Annotated in this window: 24 protein-coding genes and 1 pseudogene; 22 read left to right on the top strand and 3 right to left on the bottom strand. The window is 59.2% G+C overall.

The window, feature by feature from the left end:
* Positions 1–13: 13 nt before the first annotated feature.
* From CYAGR_RS18755 to CYAGR_RS16625, 14 genes and pseudogenes are all read left to right on the top strand, one after another.
* Positions 14–946: a PQQ-dependent sugar dehydrogenase gene (locus tag CYAGR_RS18755; protein WP_245552672.1), complete on the top strand. Its 933-nt coding sequence runs from the start codon at positions 14–16 to the stop codon at positions 944–946.
* Positions 918–1,214, top strand: coding sequence for a DUF2442 domain-containing protein (locus CYAGR_RS17365; protein WP_071881593.1), 297 nt, complete (start codon positions 918–920; stop codon positions 1,212–1,214). Before CYAGR_RS18755 ends, CYAGR_RS17365 begins: the two co-directional genes overlap by 29 nt.
* Positions 1,215–1,370: 156 nt before the next feature.
* A complete protein-coding gene (locus tag CYAGR_RS17370) occupies positions 1,371–2,846 on the top strand; it encodes a P-loop ATPase, Sll1717 family (protein ID WP_015110164.1) in 1,476 nt (491 codons plus the stop codon).
* A gap of 34 nt (positions 2,847–2,880) precedes the next feature.
* A complete protein-coding gene (locus CYAGR_RS19245; protein WP_043325251.1) occupies positions 2,881–3,168 on the top strand; it encodes an IS3 family transposase in 288 nt (95 codons plus the stop codon).
* A 19-nt stretch (positions 3,169–3,187) separates the two neighbouring features.
* The gene (locus tag CYAGR_RS12365; protein WP_043325253.1) at positions 3,188–4,051 is read left to right on the top strand and encodes an IS3 family transposase; all 864 of its coding nucleotides are present in this window, start codon (positions 3,188–3,190) and stop codon (positions 4,049–4,051) included.
* A 224-nt stretch (positions 4,052–4,275) separates the two neighbouring features.
* On the top strand, positions 4,276–4,521 hold the full coding sequence (locus tag CYAGR_RS19635; RefSeq protein WP_071881594.1) for an SRPBCC domain-containing protein: 246 nt from the start codon (positions 4,276–4,278) through the stop codon (positions 4,519–4,521).
* A 288-nt stretch (positions 4,522–4,809) separates the two neighbouring features.
* Positions 4,810–5,244, top strand: coding sequence for a hypothetical protein (locus CYAGR_RS17380; protein ID WP_245552518.1), 435 nt, complete (start codon positions 4,810–4,812; stop codon positions 5,242–5,244).
* A gap of 158 nt (positions 5,245–5,402) precedes the next feature.
* Entirely contained in the window at positions 5,403–5,627 is a 225-nt protein-coding gene (locus CYAGR_RS17385; protein WP_083891395.1) for an SRPBCC domain-containing protein, read from the top strand.
* Positions 5,628–5,680: 53 nt separating this feature from the next.
* A pseudogene (locus tag CYAGR_RS12375) lies at positions 5,681–7,269 on the top strand (IS3 family transposase).
* 83 nt (positions 7,270–7,352) lie between these two features.
* Complete coding sequence (locus CYAGR_RS19640; RefSeq protein WP_425386781.1) at positions 7,353–7,523, top strand: SRPBCC family protein; 171 nt, start codon at positions 7,353–7,355, stop codon at positions 7,521–7,523.
* A gap of 253 nt (positions 7,524–7,776) precedes the next feature.
* Positions 7,777–7,965 (top strand): hypothetical protein, encoded by a 189-nt coding sequence (locus CYAGR_RS19250; protein ID WP_156818470.1) that lies wholly within the window; start codon positions 7,777–7,779, stop codon positions 7,963–7,965.
* 153 nt (positions 7,966–8,118) lie between these two features.
* Positions 8,119–8,481: a hypothetical protein gene (locus tag CYAGR_RS19255; protein ID WP_156818471.1), complete on the top strand. Its 363-nt coding sequence runs from the start codon at positions 8,119–8,121 to the stop codon at positions 8,479–8,481.
* Between the two features lie 56 nt (positions 8,482–8,537).
* Positions 8,538–8,693, top strand: a complete 156-nt coding sequence (locus CYAGR_RS19260; RefSeq protein WP_156818472.1) for a hypothetical protein — start codon at positions 8,538–8,540, stop codon at positions 8,691–8,693.
* A gap of 327 nt (positions 8,694–9,020) precedes the next feature.
* Positions 9,021–11,264, top strand: coding sequence for a PAS domain-containing protein (locus tag CYAGR_RS16625; protein ID WP_015110167.1), 2,244 nt, complete (start codon positions 9,021–9,023; stop codon positions 11,262–11,264).
* On the opposite strand, the gene CYAGR_RS12400 is transcribed toward CYAGR_RS16625, so the two are convergent.
* Positions 11,245–12,141 (bottom strand): IS3 family transposase, encoded by an 897-nt coding sequence (locus tag CYAGR_RS12400; RefSeq protein WP_015109615.1) that lies wholly within the window; start codon positions 12,139–12,141, stop codon positions 11,245–11,247. The two genes, CYAGR_RS16625 and CYAGR_RS12400, sit on opposite strands and share 20 nt — an antisense overlap.
* Positions 12,138–12,467 carry a transposase gene (locus CYAGR_RS12405; RefSeq protein WP_015109616.1) on the bottom strand — a complete coding sequence of 110 codons (330 nt, stop codon included), beginning with the start codon at positions 12,465–12,467 and terminating at the stop codon, positions 12,138–12,140. The genes CYAGR_RS12400 and CYAGR_RS12405 overlap by 4 nt, the downstream gene beginning before the upstream one ends.
* A 25-nt stretch (positions 12,468–12,492) precedes the next feature.
* Between CYAGR_RS12405 and CYAGR_RS12410 the strand changes: the two genes are divergently transcribed.
* From CYAGR_RS12410 to CYAGR_RS17395, 3 genes are all read left to right on the top strand, one after another.
* Positions 12,493–13,338, top strand: a complete 846-nt coding sequence (locus tag CYAGR_RS12410) for an EAL domain-containing protein (RefSeq protein ID WP_051017140.1) — start codon at positions 12,493–12,495, stop codon at positions 13,336–13,338.
* A 608-nt stretch (positions 13,339–13,946) separates the two neighbouring features.
* Positions 13,947–14,891, top strand: coding sequence for an alpha/beta hydrolase (locus CYAGR_RS17390; protein ID WP_015110169.1), 945 nt, complete (start codon positions 13,947–13,949; stop codon positions 14,889–14,891).
* A gap of 69 nt (positions 14,892–14,960) precedes the next feature.
* Positions 14,961–15,476 carry a DUF4269 domain-containing protein gene (locus CYAGR_RS17395; protein WP_015110170.1) on the top strand — a complete coding sequence of 172 codons (516 nt, stop codon included), beginning with the start codon at positions 14,961–14,963 and terminating at the stop codon, positions 15,474–15,476.
* Positions 15,477–15,516: 40 nt separating this feature from the next.
* Here the strand turns inward: CYAGR_RS17395 and CYAGR_RS18505 are convergent, their stop codons facing one another.
* Positions 15,517–15,687, bottom strand: coding sequence for a hypothetical protein (locus CYAGR_RS18505; RefSeq protein WP_156818473.1), 171 nt, complete (start codon positions 15,685–15,687; stop codon positions 15,517–15,519).
* A gap of 68 nt (positions 15,688–15,755) precedes the next feature.
* On the opposite strand from CYAGR_RS18505, the gene CYAGR_RS12415 reads away from it, so the two are divergent.
* The 5 genes from CYAGR_RS12415 to CYAGR_RS12430 all read left to right on the top strand — a co-directional run bounded on the left by CYAGR_RS12415 (position 15,756) and on the right by CYAGR_RS12430 (position 19,292).
* The gene (locus tag CYAGR_RS12415) at positions 15,756–16,745 is read left to right on the top strand and encodes a hypothetical protein (protein ID WP_015110172.1); all 990 of its coding nucleotides are present in this window, start codon (positions 15,756–15,758) and stop codon (positions 16,743–16,745) included.
* 188 nt (positions 16,746–16,933) lie between these two features.
* Complete coding sequence (locus CYAGR_RS18510) at positions 16,934–17,137, top strand: hypothetical protein (protein WP_156818474.1); 204 nt, start codon at positions 16,934–16,936, stop codon at positions 17,135–17,137.
* A gap of 39 nt (positions 17,138–17,176) precedes the next feature.
* Complete coding sequence (locus CYAGR_RS12420) at positions 17,177–17,551, top strand: VOC family protein (RefSeq protein ID WP_015110173.1); 375 nt, start codon at positions 17,177–17,179, stop codon at positions 17,549–17,551.
* Positions 17,552–17,582: 31 nt separating this feature from the next.
* Positions 17,583–18,389, top strand: coding sequence for an SDR family NAD(P)-dependent oxidoreductase (locus CYAGR_RS12425; protein WP_015110174.1), 807 nt, complete (start codon positions 17,583–17,585; stop codon positions 18,387–18,389).
* A gap of 27 nt (positions 18,390–18,416) precedes the next feature.
* Positions 18,417–19,292, top strand: a complete 876-nt coding sequence (locus CYAGR_RS12430) for a bile acid:sodium symporter family protein (protein WP_015110175.1) — start codon at positions 18,417–18,419, stop codon at positions 19,290–19,292.
* The last annotated feature ends 4 nt before the right edge of the window (positions 19,293–19,296 follow it).

Below are 19,296 nucleotides of genomic sequence, written 5' to 3' on the forward strand. Positions count from 1 at the left end.
GTCGTCTCGCGCGCTGGCCCGCGCGCGTCTCGAGGGCGATGCTCTGCTCGACGTGCGCGAGATCTTCGAATCCGATTCCTGGACCCCCGGCGGGCCGATGGCAGGGCGCGCGGCCTTCGGCCCCGACGGCATGATTTATCTGACCGTGAACGATCACGTCGAGCACGACGGCCGCGACGGCCGCAAGGAATCCTTACTAGCGCAGCAGCTCGATAACGACTTCGGCAAGGTCTTGCGGATTCGCGACGACGGCGGAATTCCCGCCGACAATCCGTTCGTCGCTCGCGAGGGCGCGAACGGCCAGCGCAACGTGACCGACTTCGCTTGGCATCCGGAGACCGACGAGCTCTGGACCACCGAAGTCGCCCCGATGGGCGGCGACGAGATCAATATCCTGCGCGCCGGCTCGAACTACGGTTGGCCGCTCGTCTCTCTCGGTAAGAACTACAACCGCAAGGAGCTCAGCGACAACCACTGGTACTTATCCGGCATGGAGATGCCGGTCATGTACTGGACGCCGTCGAGCAGCCCGTCGACGCTGGCGTGGTACACCGGCGACAAGCTCGCGCCGTGGAAGGGGCATCTCTTCGTCGGCGCGCTGAACGGCCAGACGCTCGTGCGCATGGCGTTTTACCAACCGATGCTGCAAGCGGAGCGCCGCGACTCGCTGTTCATCCCGCTCGGGCGCCGATGGCGGGGAGCACATTTGTCACCATCAGTGTTCCGGGATGGCGAATTTCGCTATTTCTTCTTCTCGCGCGAGGAAAGCCGAGTTCACATCCATGTAAGCCATCCAGATGGTGAGGCGAAGTTCTGGCTAAAGCCGACCATTGAACTCGCCCGCAACATTGGGCTAAGCTCTTCAAGGGTCAAAGATGCTGCACGGTTAGTCGAGTCACACCAACAGGTGATCATCAATGCCTGGAACGACCACTTTGGGAGCTGAGGTCACGAATGTTTCTGGCCATTGCATCTGGATTCTGATTGACGATGAAGAACTGGCACTTCCTTATTCCGAGTTTCCCTGGTTCAAGGCGGCTACGATTCAGCAGATTATCAGCGTTCTTCGATCCACGGCTGACCATCTCTATTGGCCTGATCTAGACGTTGACTTATCCGTTGAGTCGATTCGCCATCCTGACAGATTTCCTCTCAGGGCGAGGTGCACTTTCCAACCATGCCATTCACCTGAGTCGCCCCCTCAGACACACTGATGCCATTCAGCAGATGGGGTCCATACTTTCTGCGGCCAAGTGATGGCAGGCGTTAGACAGGCCAAAAAGATTCCTCAGCGAGGGACGAGGTGCTTTACAATTGTTTAGTCACAATCTAATATCCCGCAAGGCATACAAGCCAGAAGTACCAGAGTCATGACAGCGTCCAACCAAATCAGTCTTGGCCAAGTTGACTTTGGCAATGAAGCTGGAGACGACGTGCTCCCCTCGGAGGTGGTGGAGTTTTTTGTCGAGCAACCTGTCTTCCATCAATTTCTTGACGAGAAGAAGAAGATACTTATGGCAACAGCAAAGAAAGGAGTGGGAAAATCTGCTCTGATTCAGTGGATTGAAGCAAAGACCGAGGAAGTTCATGGGGACAAGGTTATAATCATCAATTGCAAAGGAAGCGATCTTGTCCGCTCCAACTTCAAGCTAACTTCCCAGCCAAGCTTGCCAAATGAATATATCCAAGACTGGAAGACAAGAGTATGCGCGTTAATCAATCGAAGGATCGGCTCTGAAATTGGCCTTGCCATTAACGACGACGACATAACACTAGTTGAAAGTGCAGAGATCGAAGGATTTCGACGGCGAAGTTTAGTGACCAGTCTCACTGATCGGCTTTCTAATCTCTTGCCAGCAAAGCTGAAGGCCGAGAAAAAAACAGCCGCCAATGAGATTGAACTGTTAAAGCGGGTCAGCAAAAAGAAGGTATGGTTCTTGGTGGACGATCTTGATGCAACATATCAGAGATCCGAAAGGGAGAATCTTGAGTTGAGTACATTCTTCTCGGCGTGCCGCGCTCTGTCAGCTCAAGTGACTGGAATTTGTTTTCGCGTCACAATGCGCACCGATGTATGGCCACTAATTCGGCGGTACGATGAATCACTAGACAAGTTTGAGCAGTATGTTAAGGACATTGCTTGGAGCCAATCTGAGTTTCGCTCTCTTCTTGCAAAACGAATACAATCCCAAAGCCTTGAGCAGAACCATATCCATCAAGATAGTGCAGCTCTTCAGCCTTCAACAGTGCATCAAGAAGAGGCAATCATAGCTAAGGCGTTTGACAACGCGATGGCATGGGGCGACAAGGAGAAGCCCGTCTACCAAGTAATCTATACCCTTTCCTATCATCGCCCAAGATGGGCAATTCAACTATGCAAACTTGCTCAAGCAGATGCAATTAGGCGAAATCAAAAGCTCATCACCAAGCTCAATATAGATACAGTATGGGGCGACTATGGCAAGAAGAGAATCGATGATCTAATAGTTGAGCATAAGCACCAGTGCAAAGAGGTTGAAGAATTAATCAATAGTTTTCGAGGAGCTCCACGAAGAATGTCTCGAGATGAGTTGATTGACTGGATCAAGCGCAATGTAACTACGCACGTAACCCCCGTAATCGAAGGCCGACAAGTAACGTCTGCGCTAGATCTGGCACATTTTCTGTTTCGCCTTGGGTTTATCGTGGCGAGGACCGAGCGGGAAGATGAAGGGTACGAACACTATTTCTTTGCGGATATGCCAGACTTTCTCTCAAGTCGGACAAACAAGGACTTTGGCTCCCTCTGGGAGGTGCACCCTGAGGTGGTCTGGTTTTTCTGGACAGGCTCCATCGTTAACCTGTGAGGCGGGGCACCGCCCCTGAAGGGGGCTCCCACCCATGAGCAAACGCCGCACCCATAGCCCCGAGTTCAAGGCCAAGGTCGCCATGGAGGCGATCAGTGGCCGCAAGACGCTTCAGGAGATCGCCGCCGACCACGCGGTGCATCCGATCCAGGTGAGCCAGTGGAAGAAGCAACTACTGGAGGGTGCCAGCGACTTGTTCACCCGGGGCAAAAAGACACAGGCCAAGGATGAGAGCCAGGCCAAGGAGGCTGAGCTGTTCCAGCAGATCGGCAAGCTCCAGATGGAGCTGGAGTGGCTGAAAAAAAAGTCTCAACTCCTCTGATGCCCGTGAACTGCGCAAACTGGTCGATCGTGGCCACCCTGATCTCACGGTCACTCGCCAATGCGAGCTGCTGGGCCTGCCTCGCTCCACGCTGTATTACCAGCCGGTGCCTGTCCGTGACTCCACGCTGCAGATCATGGCGAGGATCGATGCCCTCTACCTGGAGGATCCCACCGCGGGCAGCCGGCGGATGGTCCATTACCTGGCCAGAGACGGCATCCCGATCACCCGCGACCGTGTCCGAAACCTCATGCAGCGCATGGGTTTACGAGCGATCTATCAGAAACCCCGCACCACGGTATCGGGTAAACCATCCGAGCGCTTTCCCTGCCTGGTGGACCTCCAGCTCCTCACGGCTCCAGATCAGGTCTGGGCGACAGATATCACCTACATCCCACTGCGGAAGGGCTTCCTGTACTTGGTGGCGATTGTGGACCTGTTCTCCAGGCACGTGCTCGCCTGGAGACTCTCCAACAGCCTTGACACGGAGTTCTGTTTGGAGGCCCTGGCGATGGCACTGGCGAGCGGCCGCAAGCCACAGATCTTCCATTCCGACCAAGGCTGTCAATTCACCTCCTCAGCCTTCGTTCAACGACTCAAGGATGAGGAGATACAGATCAGCTGGTCAGGAAGAAAGCGCTGTTTTGACAACATCCTGGTGGAGAGGCTGTGGCGCACCGTCAAGTATGAGGAAGTGTATCTGCGTGCCTACAGCGATGGCTGGGAGGCGGAGATCAGCCTGGCCCGCTTCCTGTGGAGGTACTGCCATGTAAGGCCCCATAGCTCCCTGGGAGGCAGAACTCCCCATGAGGTCTACACTGATGCCGAATCCCGTTCCTCCCGTCCGAGGCTAACGATGTCAGGGGCCGCATCTGTCCAATAAAAGGCACCCACCTCACCCATGCTACCGCGAGGCTCTAGATATTCAGAAGTTGAACGCTAATCAGAGAAGAAGGCGAGACTTTGCTAGATAGCCCAAATATCAATCTGTCTAACAACATCATTCACCCGAACCGCTCAAAGACAGTGCTGATTATCCGCCATCATCAATTCGGGCGGGTGATGATGGGCTTTAGATGCACTTCATAACCAAGGAGAATCATGCGAATGACGATTGAAGTCCACGTTGCTGCTCCCAACGAAGAAGTGTGGAAAGCATGCACCTCACCTGCTTACATTCAGCAGTGGAATGCGGCTTCGGAAGACTGGCATTGCCCAAGTGCAGAGATCGACCTGAGCCCTAGTAGAAAGTTCTCTTACTGCATAAGACTCCTAAGATGCAATTGCTGCCTCGCGGATCCCTTGCGATGGCTGCTGTTTCGACCAGCGGCCCGACACACTCAGGGTGCTTAGGTTGTCAGGAAAGTTCCAGAAGGTGTGAATACCGAACCCGCTACAGTACCCTAGGCCGCTCAAATTACTGGAAGGAACCACCAAAAGAGAGGAATTTCAGGAAATGACTGGTTGGGGATTCTAAGTATATCTGTTAATTAATGATGCCATTGGGTAGTCGCTCAGCATTTCAGTGCACATGTTGGATAGGCTACTGTGACATCTGTTGCGAGGCAAAGAAAAACAATGCTCATACGAGCGTGGCGATTCATAGCACTTATTCTGACTTCGCTCAGCCTCAGCTTGTCTATGGCACATTTGCTGGAGCTACCGCAAAGAATGCAGTTTGATCAGCAACTTTGGGTTAGAGTGACAGTTATTGAAAATGTTTATCGGTTGTTTGGCACAGTCGGCGCAGCTTTTGAAATTACAGCAATTATGACGGCAATTGTGTTGATATTCCTTGTTCGTGGGCGCGGTTCTACTTTCTACTGGACGTTGGTCGGAGCGATTCTGTTGCTATTGGCATTTGCGAGCTGGATAATGTTTGTCGCGCCAATGAATGAGGAATTCGGCAGATGGTTGACGAATCCCGTTCCAGATGATTGGACACGCTATCGTAACCAATGGGAGTATTCACACGCGGCAAGCGCATTTATCAAGCTCTTTGGGCTCAGTTCACTCGTGATCTCTGTACTTGTTGAAACACCGAAAATGAGATCGATCCACAAAGCACAGGGGTGAGGAGCGTTAACATGATCGATTATTGACAATAGTTGAGCAGCGATCGAAGCTGAATCATCGAGGAAGCCAACGGCAAAAAAACGATCTTGGTGAGGCACCAAAGTTACTTGCCGTAGCTTGTCTTGGCGTTTGTGCCAAAGTCAAAACCAAGGAGAATCATGCAGATCACGATTGAAGTCAACATAGCTGCTCCCATCGATGAAGTCTGGAAGGCGTGGACCTCACCCGCTGACATTCAGCAGTGGAATGCGGCTTCGGAAGATTGGCATTGCCCAAGTGCAGAGATCGACCTGAGGGCGGGTGGAAAGTTCTCATACCGCATGGAAGCCAAAGACGGCAGCATGGGCTTTGATTTCGGAGGCCCCCTCTGCCAGGAAAGTTGACGCCTCTCCATCCTGACCGCTTTTTCCACCAGGGGGCTTGATGGAGCAGAGCAATGCGCCGTTACAGCGAGGCCGTCAAAGCTGATGTGAGAAGGCGGATGAGTCCACCGCACCGGCAGAGCGTGGCCCAGATCTCAGCAGAGCTGGGCATCCACGTGATCACGCTCTACAAGTGGCGGAAGGCCTGGCGGTTGCAGGGCGAGGTGGTGCCGGCCACCCAGAAGGACCCCGAGGGTTGGGGCCCAGCCGACAAGTTCACGGTGGTGCTGGAGACCGCCGGGCTGAACGCGACTGAACTGGGTGGATACTGCCGCGAGCGGGGCCTGTTCCCCGAGCAGGTGGACCGCTGGCGTCAGGCAGCCCAGGATGCCAATGCCCAGCCGCTGCTGACGATGGCCGATCAGAAGGACCTCCAGAAGCGGCACCAGGAGGACCAGCGTGAGATCAAACGGCTCCAGCAGGAGCTGCGCCGCAAGGACAAGGCCCTGGCGGAGGCGGCGGCACTGCTGATCGCCTCAAAAAAGATCCAGGCCTACTGGGGCGAGGACGAGGGGGATTGACTGCGGCGGCCGATCGCCGTAAGGCCCTGGAGATCCTCGATGCCGCCATGGCGGCCGGTGCGCGGGCCCGAGAGGTGGCCGCTTTGCTGAGCGTGGGGCTCACCACGCTGCAGCGCTGGCGGCGGCAGTTCGTGGGTGATGGGGGCGGCCTGGACGGCCGTAAAGGCAGTCGCCGCCTGGTGTCTCACCGGCTCAGTGACGAGGAGCGCCAGCGGATCCTGCTCACCTGCAACCAGAGCGAGTTCGCGGCGTTGCCACCGGGGCAGATCGTGCCGATCCTTGCCGATCGCGGGATCTACATCGGCTCTGAGCGCAGCTTCTACCGCGTGCTTCATGACCATGGCCAGGCCCATCGCCGTGGCCGTGCCCGGCCGCCCCAAGGGCCCCGGCCGGTGCCGCGGCTGGAGGCCAGAGGGCCCAATCAGGTCTGGAGCTGGGACATCACGTACCTGCCCACCAGCGTGCGTGGCGTCTGGCTGTACCTCTACCTGGTGATCGACGTCTGGAGCCGCAAGGTGGTGGCCTGGGATGTCGCCGAGCGGGAGGAGGCCCAGATCGCCGCTGATCTGGTGAGCAGGGCCTGCCTACGGGAGCGGATCAGTAAGGGCCGGCCCCAACCTCTGATCCTCCATGCCGACAACGGCAACGCCATGCGGGCTGCCACGCTGGAGAGCCGGCTGGAGGAGCTGGGGGTGCTCAGATCCTTCTCCAGGCCGAGGGTCAGTAACGACAACCCCTACTCGGAGTCGCTGTTCCGCACGGTCAAGTACCGACCGGACTACCCCAGGCGTCCCTTCCGCAGCCAGGAAGAGGCCTGCAGCTGGGCCTGTGCATTCGTGGCCTGGTACAACCACAGGCACCGCCACAGTTCCATCCGGTTCGTGACGCCTGATCAGCGCCACAGCGGTCAGGCCGTTGAACTCTGTCGTCACCGCGCCCGTCTCTACGAGCAGGCCCGCCAGCGACACCCCCGCCGCTGGAGCCGCGGAACCCGATGCTGGCGTCAGCCGAAAGTGGTCTGGATCAATCCACCGCGTCCAGAAAACGCCATTGATCCAGCTACCTTGGTCATGGCCGCCTGATCAACGGCAGGGGCGTCATCTTTCCTGGCAGTCACCGAGGCACCTTCACGAAGGTAGTCCAAAATGAACTCATCGAATTCTCCTTGGCAGACGAGCGACTAGTATCAGTTGTGTTCACTGAGAGTGATGAGTCGGTGGCGGTTCGTGAGAGCTTCGATGCAGAGTCAACTAATTCGGGTGAGCAGCAAAGGCAGGGCTGGCAAGCTATCCTGGAGCAGTTCGCTCGGCACGTCGAGGACAAGAAGTTCGGCTGAGGTATAGTTCCCGGCATCTAACATGCAGATCTAGATGACGGGCGCGCAGAGTGTTTTCATCGACCACAGATCTGATCTGCCCGCTTCTGATCTGGAGTGTTAGACTGCACACCAACAACAGAGAATATCCATTCCCTCCTCTGGCAGGAACGATGACGCCTCTCCAATCCGTCCGTTTCAACCACCAGGGGGCTTGATGGAATCGATCAATGCGTCCTCCAGCGAGCCCGTCAAGGCTGATGTTCGCCGGCGGATGGGGCCTCCCTCCCGCCAGAGCTGCACCGAGGTCGCCCAGGATGCCAATGCACAGCCGCTGCTGACGATGGCCGAGCTGAGCGTCCTTAAGAAGCGCCACAAGGCCGATCAGCGCAAGATCAAACATCTCCAGCAGGAGCTCCGCCTTAAGGACAAGGCACCGGCGGAGGCGGCAGCCCTGCTGTAGCCGCAGGCTTCTGCGAAGCAGTACGCCTCAAAAAGGATCCAGGCTTACTGGGGAGAGGACACGGGGGATTGACCTCTCCTGCTGATCGCCGCAAGGCTCTGGAGATCCTTGATGCCGGGCTGGCGGTGCCAATTCGCGGGTGCAGGGGACGGCGTGGACCGTCGGAAGGACAACCACCGCCTGGTGTCTCACCGCCTCAGCGACGAGGAGCGCCAGCGAATCCTGCTCACCTGCAACCAGCCGGAGTTCGCGGCTCTGCCGCCTGGGCAGATCGTGCCGGTCCTGGCCGATCGTGGTCTGTCTATCGGCTCGGAGCGCAGCTTCTACCGGGTGCTCCATGCCAACGGCCAGGTCCACCGTCGCGGGCGGGCCCGGCCGCCCCAAGAGCCTCGCCCGGTGCCACGACTGGAGGCCAGAGGCCCGAATCAGATCTGGAGCTGGGACATCACCTACCTGCCCACCAGCGTGCGTGATGTCTGGCTCTTCCTCTATCTGGTCATTGACGTCTGGAGCTGAAATGTGGTGGCCTGGGATGTGGCCGAGCGGGAAGATGTGCGGACAACGGAAACGTCATGCTGGCCGCCAAGTTCGAGAGCCGGCTGGAGGAACTGGCCGTGCTCAGATCCTTTTCCAGCCCGAGAGTCAGCAACGACAACCCCTACTCGGAGTCGTTGTTCCGCAGCGTGGAAGAGGCCTGTGAATGGGTGGTGTCGTTCGTGGATTGGTAGAACCACCAGCACCGCCAGAGCGGTATTGGAGTTATGACGCCATCTCAGTGTCACTGCGAAGAAGCCGTTGAATGAAGCCGCCACAGTGCCCGCGTCTGCGAGCAGTCCCGCCAGCCACATCCCCGCCGTTGCAGTCTAACCACCCGCTGTTGGGGTTGCCGGAGGTGGTCTGGATCCATCCTCTTCCTCCAGACAACGGCATCACTCCGTCTACGTTGGTAATGGCCTCCTGATGGGCGGCAGGGGCGTCATCTTTGCTGGCAGTCGCCGCCAAGGCCCGCTCAACCGCGGGGCAGTTCATGCCGAAACCACTGCGCACGGACAACCATGGCCGCACCCGCCCGAGATGACGAAGTTCGTAGCGTCATCGCCCTCAAGCGACTGCAGGTCCTCGACTCCGAACCCGAAGCCGAGTTCGACGCCCTGGTTCAGATCGCCGCTTCGATCTGTGGTGTCCCTATCTCGCTCATCAGCCTGATCGACACTGACCGCCAGTGGTTCAAGGCCAATGTCGGCCTGCCGGGTGTGGAGCAGACGCCGCGCGAGCACGCTTTTTGTGCGCATGCGGTGCTGGGTGCGGATGTGCTCGAAGTCGAAGATGCGACGCGGGACGCCCGTTTTGCTGACAACCCGCTCGTCGTCGGCCAGCCCGACATCCGTTTTTACGCCGGCGCACCCTTGAGGCTCAGTGGCGGCGAGACGGTTGGCACGCTGTGCGTCATCGATCGGAAGCCAGGCAAGCTGACCGATCAACAGCGGGATTTGTTGCGCGAGCTTTCGGCGATGGCAGCCAAGTTGCTCGAAGGTCGCCTGGCCGTGCGTGAGCACGTAGCTGCCGCGCAGTCTGATTCCGCGCTTGAAAACTATCTGCGTCTTGTGGTCGACAACGCGCCGGCGATGATGGCCTACTGGAACGCTGACCTGACCTGTCGATTCGCCAATCAAGCCTACCGCGACTGGTTCGGGGCGGACCCAGATCAGCTGATTGGCAAACACATCAGCGAACTCCTCGGCCCGGCGCTATATGAGCTGAACAAGCCCTACCTCGAGTCGGCGCTGCAAGGCCAGTCACAAACGTTCGAGCGCAAGATTACCACTCCGTCAGGCACCACTCGCTTCAGTCTGACTCAGTACGTACCCGATGTCGCCGATGGCAAGGTCCGGGGTTTGCTCGTCCACGTGACGGACGTCACGCGCCTGAAGTCCACCGAAGAAGCACTGCGCCGCGAGATGGCAGATCGCGCGCGCGTTCATGATCTGCTGTTGACGAGCGCTGAGGAGCTGGACCGAGCCCAGAAGCTGGGAGCCATCGGCAGCTGGACATGGCAGGTGGCCGGTGACCACGTCGATTGGTCGGCTGAGCTCTTCAACATTCTGGGATGTGACCCGGCTCGAGGCACGCCGTCGTTCGCGGAACAGGCCGGCCTCTATCAGTCCGACAGCTACGCTCGCCTGCAAAAGGCTGTAGGAAAGGCGCTGGATACCGGCGAGCCGTACCAGTTAGATCTGGCGTTCGTGCGCCCGGACGGCCGCGAGGGCTGGCTGGAGGCCCGAGGGGAAGCTCTGCGCAATGAAGAGGGCAAGGTGTACCGGCTCAGAGGTACGGTTCAAGACATCACTGAGCGTCGTCAGGCTCAGGACGCGCTGGCCCACCAACACGAGCTGCTGCGCGTCACCATGCAATCGATCGGTGACGCGGTCATCACGACCGACGCCGCAGCCAACGTGACCTGGCTGAATCCTGTCGCCGAGCGGATGATCGGTTGGCTGGCCAGCGAGGCCAAAGGACGCCCCCTCACTCAGGTCTTCAACATCGTCAACGAAGAGACCCGCGCTGTTACTGATAATCCGGTCGCCACTTGCTTAGAACAGGAAAAGGTCGTCGGTCTGGCCAACCACACGCTGTTGATCTCGCGGGACGGCACGGAGTTTGGCATCGAGGACTCCGCAGCGCCAATCCGCAATGCAAGCGGCGAGATTCTGGGCGTCGTGCTGGTGTTCCACGACGTCTCGGAACAGCGGCGCATGTCCGGTGAGATGACCTACCGCGCCACGCACGATCTGCTGACCGGCTTGGTCAATCGGGCGGAGTTCGAAACCAGACTGCTGCGGGTCTTGCGCCATGCCCATGAAGAGCGGAGCGAGCATGCCTTGCTCTACATCGACTTGGATCAGTTCAAGCTCGTCAACGACGCCTGCGGCCACGCCATCGGCGATCAGCTGCTGCAGCAGGTGGGCAAGTTGTTCGGCGAGACCGTGCGGGCGCGCGACACGCTGGCACGGCTAGGCGGAGATGAGTTCGCTGTTATCCTCAGGCATTGCACGTCCTACCAGGCCGCACAGGTGGCCCAGAAGATCTGCAACCGTATGGATGACTTTCGGTTCATCCATGGCGACCGCAGGTTTCGCATTGGCGTGAGCATCGGAGTGGTACCTGTCGACGAGCGCTGGGCCAGCATCGCCGCCATCCAGCAGGCGGCGGACACCTCGTGCTATGCCGCCAAGGAGGCTGGGCGCAACCGTGGGGTTCCCCCGATTTCGTGGACAGCGATCAGGGGGTCACAAAGGTGAGTGTAGATGCAGCGATGAACCGCTGCTCGTAGTCGATCGGGCTCAGGTAACCGACCGTTGAATGGCGGCGCTCGCGGTTGTAGTAGCCCTCGATCCAGAAGGCCAGATCGCGCTGCAGCTGCTGCGGTGAAATTAGGACTGCCCGATCGTCATCGAGGTCCAGTTCCAATTTGAGGGTGGAGAAGAAGCTCTCCACCACCGCGTTGTCCCAGCAGCATCCCTTGGCGGACATGCTGCAGAGGATCCCGTGTTTGGCCAGCCGGTCGCGGTAGTCGCTGGCCCGGTACTGGCTGCCCTGATCCGTGTGGATCAGCAGCTGCTCCGGCTCCACCTGCCGGTGGCCGAGGGCCCGGTTGAGGGCCTCGATCACCAGGGCGGCATCCATGCGTTGATTCAGCGTCCAACCCACCACACGGCGACTGAACAGATCGATCCACACCGCCAGGTATCGCCAGCCGGCGCTGGTGCGGATGTAGGTGATGTCGCCGGCCCAGCAGCGGTTCGGGGCCGGGGGCTGGAAGTCCTGCTGCAGCAGGTTCTCCGCCACCCCAGCGGCTCCGCTGCTGGCCCTGCTGCAGGGCCGGAACGCCTTTCGGGTCCTGGCCCGCAGATCGGCACGACGCATGAGCCGAGCGACACGGTGGCGTCCCACCGGGTGGCCGGCTGCGCGCAGTTCCTGGTGGATCCGAGGCGAGCCGTAGAAGCCCCGGTGCTCGCCGAACACCGCCTGGATCTCAGCGGTGAGTCGGGCGTTCTCAGCCGCTCGCTTTCCCGGCGCCTCGTGCCGCTGCCGCCAGGCGTAGAACCCACTGCGGGCCACGCCCAGTTGCCGGCACAGCCAGGAGATGGAATGCTGATCAGCGAGCTGGTCGATCAGGCGAAACCTCTCGGCGGCAGCTGCTCCTTGGCAAAGTGCGCTGCCGCCAGCCTGAAAAAATCCTTCTCCCTCCTGAGCTCGCGGTTCTCCTTGCGGAGCCGGCTGAGTTCAGCGCGCTCCTCACTGCTGAGCAGGCCCTGGTCCCTGGGTCCGGCCTGGCCGCGATCCATGCGGGCCTGCCTCACCCAGCGAGCGAGGCTGCTGGAGGGAAGGCCAAGCCGCTGGGCCACGGCATTGCAGGAGAGGCCCTCCTGCAGGCAGAGCTCCACGGCCTCCACCTTCTGCTGCGCCGTGAATCGGCGCCGAGTCTTGGTTGGGTTGGTCATCGATGGACAGTCTGGTGGTCATGGCGTGACCCTTGTCGACTTGTCCTCAGAATCGGGGGAAGCCCACCGCGTGCACGCTTGGGTCGAGAGCGACGTGGCTATACGTGCCCGCCAGTTCGAGATGCAGTGGACATCACGCATTGAGCACGCCTTGGATGATGATGGATTTGTCCTCTTCGCGCAGCGCATGCAAGGCCTGCAGCAAGCGCTCCATGGTCTGCATGCGGAGATCCTGCTGCGAATGAAGAATAAAGACGGCAGCCTGACCCAGCCAGGTGCCTTCTTGCCGGCGGCGGAACGCTTCCATCTCGTGTCGCGCGTGGATCGCTGGGTGCTTCGTCACGCAGTGAACTGGATGAAGGCCTTGCCGGACATCAGCATGATCGACACACTGAGCGTCAATCTCTCGGGACAGTCCGTGGGAGACCGCGCCTTCCATGCATGGGCTAAGGACATGCTCGTCCATGCCGGAGCAGAGGTGTGCACCCGGCTTTGCCTAGAGATCACCGAGACTACAACGGTCACGAACCTTGCCGACGCCGCGATCTTCATCGCGGCCGTGCGGGCAATCGGCATAAAAGTGGCGCTCGATGACTTCGGCGCAGGAGCATCTTCCTTTGGCTACCTGAAGTCCCTCCCTGTGGACTACTTGAAGATCGACGGCCAGTTCATCCGGGAGCTCACGCAGGACCCGCTGGACGAGGCCGCCGTGCGCTGCTTCGCGGATGTGGCCAAGGTGATCGGCGTGAAGACGATCGCCGAATGTGTTGAGCAGCCCAGCGTGCTGGATCGACTGCGGCAGATCGGAGTGGACTTTGCTCAAGGGTATCTGATCCATCGACCGGAGCCCATTGAGATGCTGCTGCAGTAGGAAAGCACGAGAACATCATGATTTGAGCGATCGGAATCTAGGGCCATTGAATTGGCCATAGCAGGCTCGTTTCGACTTCGCCAGAGACGCGACGCCTACTTGTGTTCTTCTGGTGGACTGCTCGGCGACGATTAGATAGGCGGGCCGCCTACGTAGTTGACACCAGGCATGGACGAAGAGTTTCATCATGCCTCACTGCTTGAGCTATGTCGAGTTGCCAAAGAAGCCAGGGTGTTTCCACTTCTTGCATTGGGCGGTACGCGTTCGCCCTATCTGGAAGCGAGTGTCGAGTTGCTGCGTACAGCTGGGCATAACGTATCGATTCAGCGGGTGAACGACGAGTTCCAGAGAGGCGCATGTGAAATGCTGCGGATTAAATGCGCTGATGGCTAGCATCAAGATTCAGCACAAGGGGTTAACGGTTCTTGATCCTTGGGTAAGGCCACTGTCCGCCGATGGTCTTGAGCGTTAGTCGCTTTTTCTTTTCAGATTTGAGTATGATCGGATTCAATCCAACGTACTTCACCTTATGCCCCTCAGTTCTCGTCATTCCGTGAGTTACATTGCTGGCTAATGGCTCTGCCTTTATTCCTGATGATGGAGGTTCTATGACAAAATCCTCAACGCCTGCCGGGGTCCACCTTGCAACATCCACAGGCACTCTCTATGGCACACAGATCATTCCAGCCTCTCATCTGCCAACGCCAGTGGTGTTGATCATCGCGGGTTCAGGTCCGACTGATCGCAATGGGAATGGGCCTCTAGCTGGCGAGAATAACAGCCTCAAGCAACTAGCTGAAGGGTTGGCTGATCACGGCATTGCCTCGATACGCTATGACAAGCGTGGTATTGGAGAAAGCTCAGCCGCAGGGCCTGACGAAGTTGATATGCGTTTTGATACCTATGCTGATGATGCAGCACTCTGGATTCAACAACTACAGGTAGATACTCGTTTCTCAAGCGTCACCGTCATTGGTCACAGTGAAGGTTCTCTGATTGGAATGCTGGCGAACAAAAAAGCGGAAGCAGATGCTTTTGTCTCAATCGCCGGCCCCGCCCAATCGGCATCAATCATTCTACGAAAACAACTGCAATCTAGATTGCCAGATGCATTATGGCAACAGAGTGAGCAGATTCTTGTTGCTCTAGAGCAAGGTAACCCTGTGATCTCCGTTCCACTGGAATTAAATTTTGTCTTCAGAGCGAGCGTCCAGCCTTATCTCATTTCTTGGTTCCGTTACACCCCTGCCCAGGAGATTGCGCACCTCACGATTCCTGTTCTCATGGTTCAAGGAACCACAGATATCCAAGTGCCTGTCAGCGAGGCACAAGCCCTGAAAATGGCAAAGCCTGATGCGGAGTTTAGAATGATTGAAGGGATGAACCACGTCTTAAAAGCTGTTTCATTAGATCCTGAACAGCAAAATGCTTCCTACTCCGACCCAACGTTGCCAGTTGTGCCTGAACTCGTTGAAGGGATCAGTCAATTCATTCATGCCCGTGAGAGGCTTCGGGGGTCTCATCATTCCCTGCACCGAAATGTGCCACATTGACTTCTTTAGCGGCAAAGTCTTTTTGCGTGCGGTGAGCCTGATCGTTATCCCACCTGACTTAGATTCTACATGCGAATCCCTTACGAACAAGCCATTGAGAGGCTTGGCCTGCTTGCCAACCTGTGTTCATTCGACCCAATAGTGATCGGAACGCTGCCGCTTGGAATTGATGTTTCCAGCAGCGATATCGACATTGCTTGTTATTGTGACGATCTTGACCGATTCGCAAAATTCACAACGCGTCAGTATGAATCGCAAGATTGCTTTCAAGCTCGACACGGAATTTTTCAAGAGCATGCATCTATTGTTGTTGATTTCAAGGCACTTGAATGGGATGTTGATATCTTCTGCCAACCCATTCCGACAGCCAAGCAGTGGGGCGTACGGCATTTTCGGATCGAACAGCGGTTGCTCGCTTTGTCTCCTGGCCTGAGGTCAACCGTGACGGAATTGAAACGTTCTGGCTTGAAAACTGAACCTGCGTTCGCCAAAGCTCTTGGATTGTCCGGTGAGCCTTATGGGACAATTCTAGGACTTGAACAATGCGACGACCGTGAGTTGTTGGCACTATCTGCAATACATTGAAACCGAAGCATAACGATGCGATGGGGATGGAGCGGCGGAGTCACGTCTTTTCGACGTCTTGCAAGCCTCTAGCCACCGCCTGCCCATCGCCAACGTTCGGCATGCTGTCTGCTGAGTAGAAGGCAATGACCGAGGACGACTTCAGGCACATCGCCTCTTTCTTCCAGCCACCGGAGGAGGTTGAGATGTTCAACGTCAAGCTGTATGCCATGGAATCTCCGTGACGCCGCTACCATGTTGCTCGTTGAGGGCTGGCAGGCGCCCCACGCGCGCCGACCCATGTGGTTCCAAGAACTGACCGGCTTTTCGGAGGCCTCCCCACGACAGGTTCGTGAGACGATCACGGTGGAAGGCGAGACCTTGACGTCCCATGCGAATGGGAGGGTTCTGGTCTGTGGCCGGCTGGACATGCCGTCATTGGCTGAGTTGCGCGAGCGCGTTGATTCCATCGGCTGTCTTTCCGGCAACCTGGCGGTGCGGGAAGTGGTGGCCAATGTCCAGCATCTGTATGCTGACGTGTCGAACGCCCATGCACTCTTTCAGGTGGCTTCTCAGTTCAACCTGCTTGAAATGGTGTCACCGGATGTGACGCCGGAACACGGCGTGGGAATCTATCAACATGACCATACCCAGGGACCTGCCTGTGCCATGGCGGCTGGTGCAGTAACGATCTATCGCAACGACTACGCAGACGTCAACGGGCAGACCGGTCAATCGGCGCACAACCAGCTGGATTGCCTTGCAGATCTCGGCATCGCCCTGGGAAATGCAGAGGGCCGGCTCTGGGAGATGAGGAATGGCTACCCCTTGGCCTCGCAGGCTGGCCTGGTTGAGATCTCACACCGTCTGACGTCCTCGGATGAAGCTGAACGCGACGGCTGGCGACAGCTGCTGCGGATCGGCATTCAGTGGCGGACCCAGGTGACCCTGAAGGACTGCACGCACCTCGTTTCCCATGCCTACGGTTCCGCCTTGCCCGTGGCCTATTCCAGGCATGCGTCATCCCTTTGGGCCCCATTTGCCCGGCTGATTCTGGAAGCCTCCTATGAAGCAACGATCTGCACGGCCATCCTGAACTCGGCTCAGCACGGCAGCAACCGAGTGTTTCTTACGCTTCTCGGTGGCGGGGCCTTTGGCAATGCAATCGACTGGGTTCTGGACGGCCTCCAGCGAGCCCTGAACCTCTATCGGCATGTTGAACTTGATGTAGCCATCGTCAGTCATGGCGCTTCCAAACCGGCAGTCAGACGACTGGTCAGCCAGTTCTGATCATGAGCTCCGCTTTTGAGATTCAGGAGGTTCACCTCTGGTGGGTGGAGGCCAGGCTGGAGCGGCCAGATGGAACGCCGGTGACACCAGGCGCCTGAAGTTGCCCCGACCCTGCCTAAAGTCTGCCCAGCCATACCTCACGGAACGTGTTGCCGCCTGAAACGCCCCTCAGCACGACACGTTCCACCGTGGCGCTGCGCTTTGCTGCCGGCGCCGCCATGGGTGTGCTGATCGCTTCGGCACCCTTCGCCGCTGGTCATCCTTTCCAACTCAGCAGCCTGGAGATGCTTGCCGCTGCCCTCGTGATCACCGCATCAGGGGTGATGGGCTGTCTCTGGGGCGGTCGCTTTCTTGACGCGCTCTCGAGGGCGCTGGATTCCACCTCCGTGTGAGGTTTCAGACTGCGCTCCATGCCGAGGACGAAGGCTCCCATGACCTTCACGCGATTGCTGACCAACCTCTGCTCCGACCGTCTGGGCGAGAGTCGCGATTTCTATGTCTCGCTCCTCGGGTTCAAGGTGAACTACGACAGCGACTGGTACGTCCAGTTGCGCTCCCCCAACCATCCGGCGCTTGAGCTTGGCCTCATCGCCCGATCCAGTGAGCTGGTTCCGCCGCCCTTTCAGCAGGCGCCTGCCGGGATGGTCATCACCTTCGTGGTTCCTGACGTCGATGCTGTGTACGCCAAGGCCCTGTCCCTGGGGCTTTCGATCCTGCAGGAGCCCAGGAACGAGTTCTACGGCCAGCGCCGCTTCCTGACCGTCGATCCGAACGGCTGCCTCATCGACATCGGCAGCCCCTGCTGAGCGCCTCAGCAGCCTCTTCACCGGAGCCGCGATGCCATCCGCCCCGACCCGCCGCCAGCGGCGTTTCCTGGAACGCTTTGGACCCTGGGCCGTCGTCACCGGGGCCTCCTCCGGCATCGGCCGCTCCCTGGCCTGCCGCCTGGCCGACTCTGGCCTGAACCTGGTGCTCGTGGCCCGCGATTGGCCCAGGCTCGAAACCCTGGCGGCCAGCCTCATCGCTAGCCACGGCGTGCAGGTGCAGGTCGTCGCCGTGGACCTGGCCCGGGAGGACCACCTCGCGGCGATCCGCCGGGTCACGGACCCCCTGGATGTGGGCCTGCTGGTGGCCTCCGCCGGCTTCGGCAGCGCCGGCCCCTTCCTGGACGCCGACATCACCAGCGAAACCGAGATGCTGATGGTCAACGGCCGGGCGGTGCTGCAGGCCTGTCACCACTTCGGCGGCCGCCTGCGGGAGCGGGGCCGCGGCGGCCTGGTGCTGCTCAGTTCGATCGCCGCCTTCCAGGGCATGCCCTATGCGGCCCATTACGCGGCCACCAAGGCCTATGTGCAGACCCTCGCCGAAGCCCTGCATGAGGAGCTCCGGGCGGACGGGGTCCATGTGCTGGCCGCGGCGCCCGGGCCCACCCACAGCGGTTTCGCCGCCCGGGCCGGCATGGCGCTGGGGATGGCCCTGGAGCCTGATGCGATCGCGCCGGAGATCCTCGCGGCCCTCGGTCGCCAGGCCACGGTGCTGCCGGGCGCGCTCTCCAAGCTCCTCAGATGGTCGCTTGTGCCCCTGCCGCGCTGGGCGCGGGTGAGCATCATGGGCACGGTGATGCAGGGCATGGCCCTCCACTGATGCAGAGCAAGTGATGCAGAGCCTCTGATGCAGAGCAGCGTCTTCACCACCGTCCTGCTGCCGGTGGCGCTGGCCATCGTCATGCTGGGCATGGGCCTCAGCCTGGTGCCCGAGGACTTCCGGCGCATCACCCGCTACCCCAGGGCGGTCGCGGTGGGCACGGTCTGCCAGTGCCTGGTGTTGCCGCTGCTGGGGGCCCTGATCGCCCTGGTGGTGCCGATGGAGCCCGTGATGGCGGTGGGTCTGGTGGTCGTGGCCGTCTGCCCGGGCGGGCCGTCGTCGAACCTGATGACCTACCTGGCCCGGGGCGACGTGGCCCTGTCGGTGACCCTGACGGCCGTCAGCAGCATCATCACGGTGTTCACGATTCCGCTGTCCACCAATCTGGCCCTCCAGCATTTCCTGGGGGAGGGGGCCGCGATCGCCCTGCCGATCGGCACCACCATGCTGCAGATCGTGCTGATCACTCTGCTGCCGACGGCCATTGGCATGGCCATCCGGCATCGCTTCCCAGCGGTAGCCCGGCGCCTGGAGAAGCAGATGGGGCGGCTGGCCGGGGGCCTGCTGGCGCTGATCATCCTGCTGCTGTTCATCCGCGAAGCCGGCAAGCTGCCGGGCTTTCTGGCGCAGATGGGACTGGCCATCGCGTTGCTCAACCTGCTGGCCATGCTGGCGGGCTTTCTGGCGGGAAAGCTGTTCCGCCTGCCCGTGGCCCAGCAGGTGTGCATCGCGATCGAAGTGGGGATTCAGAACGGAACCCTGGCGATCGCCATCACCGCCGGTCTGCTCAACAACCCCGACATGGCGGTGCCGGCGGCGGTCTACAGCCTGCTGATGTATGTGTTCGGCTTTGGTGCGGTCCTCTGCGGCCGGCGCCTGATCCCTGCGGCCCGCCGGGCGTGATGGC

This window comes from Cyanobium gracile PCC 6307, from assembly GCF_000316515.1.
Taxonomy (GTDB): domain Bacteria; phylum Cyanobacteriota; class Cyanobacteriia; order PCC-6307; family Cyanobiaceae; genus Cyanobium; species Cyanobium gracile.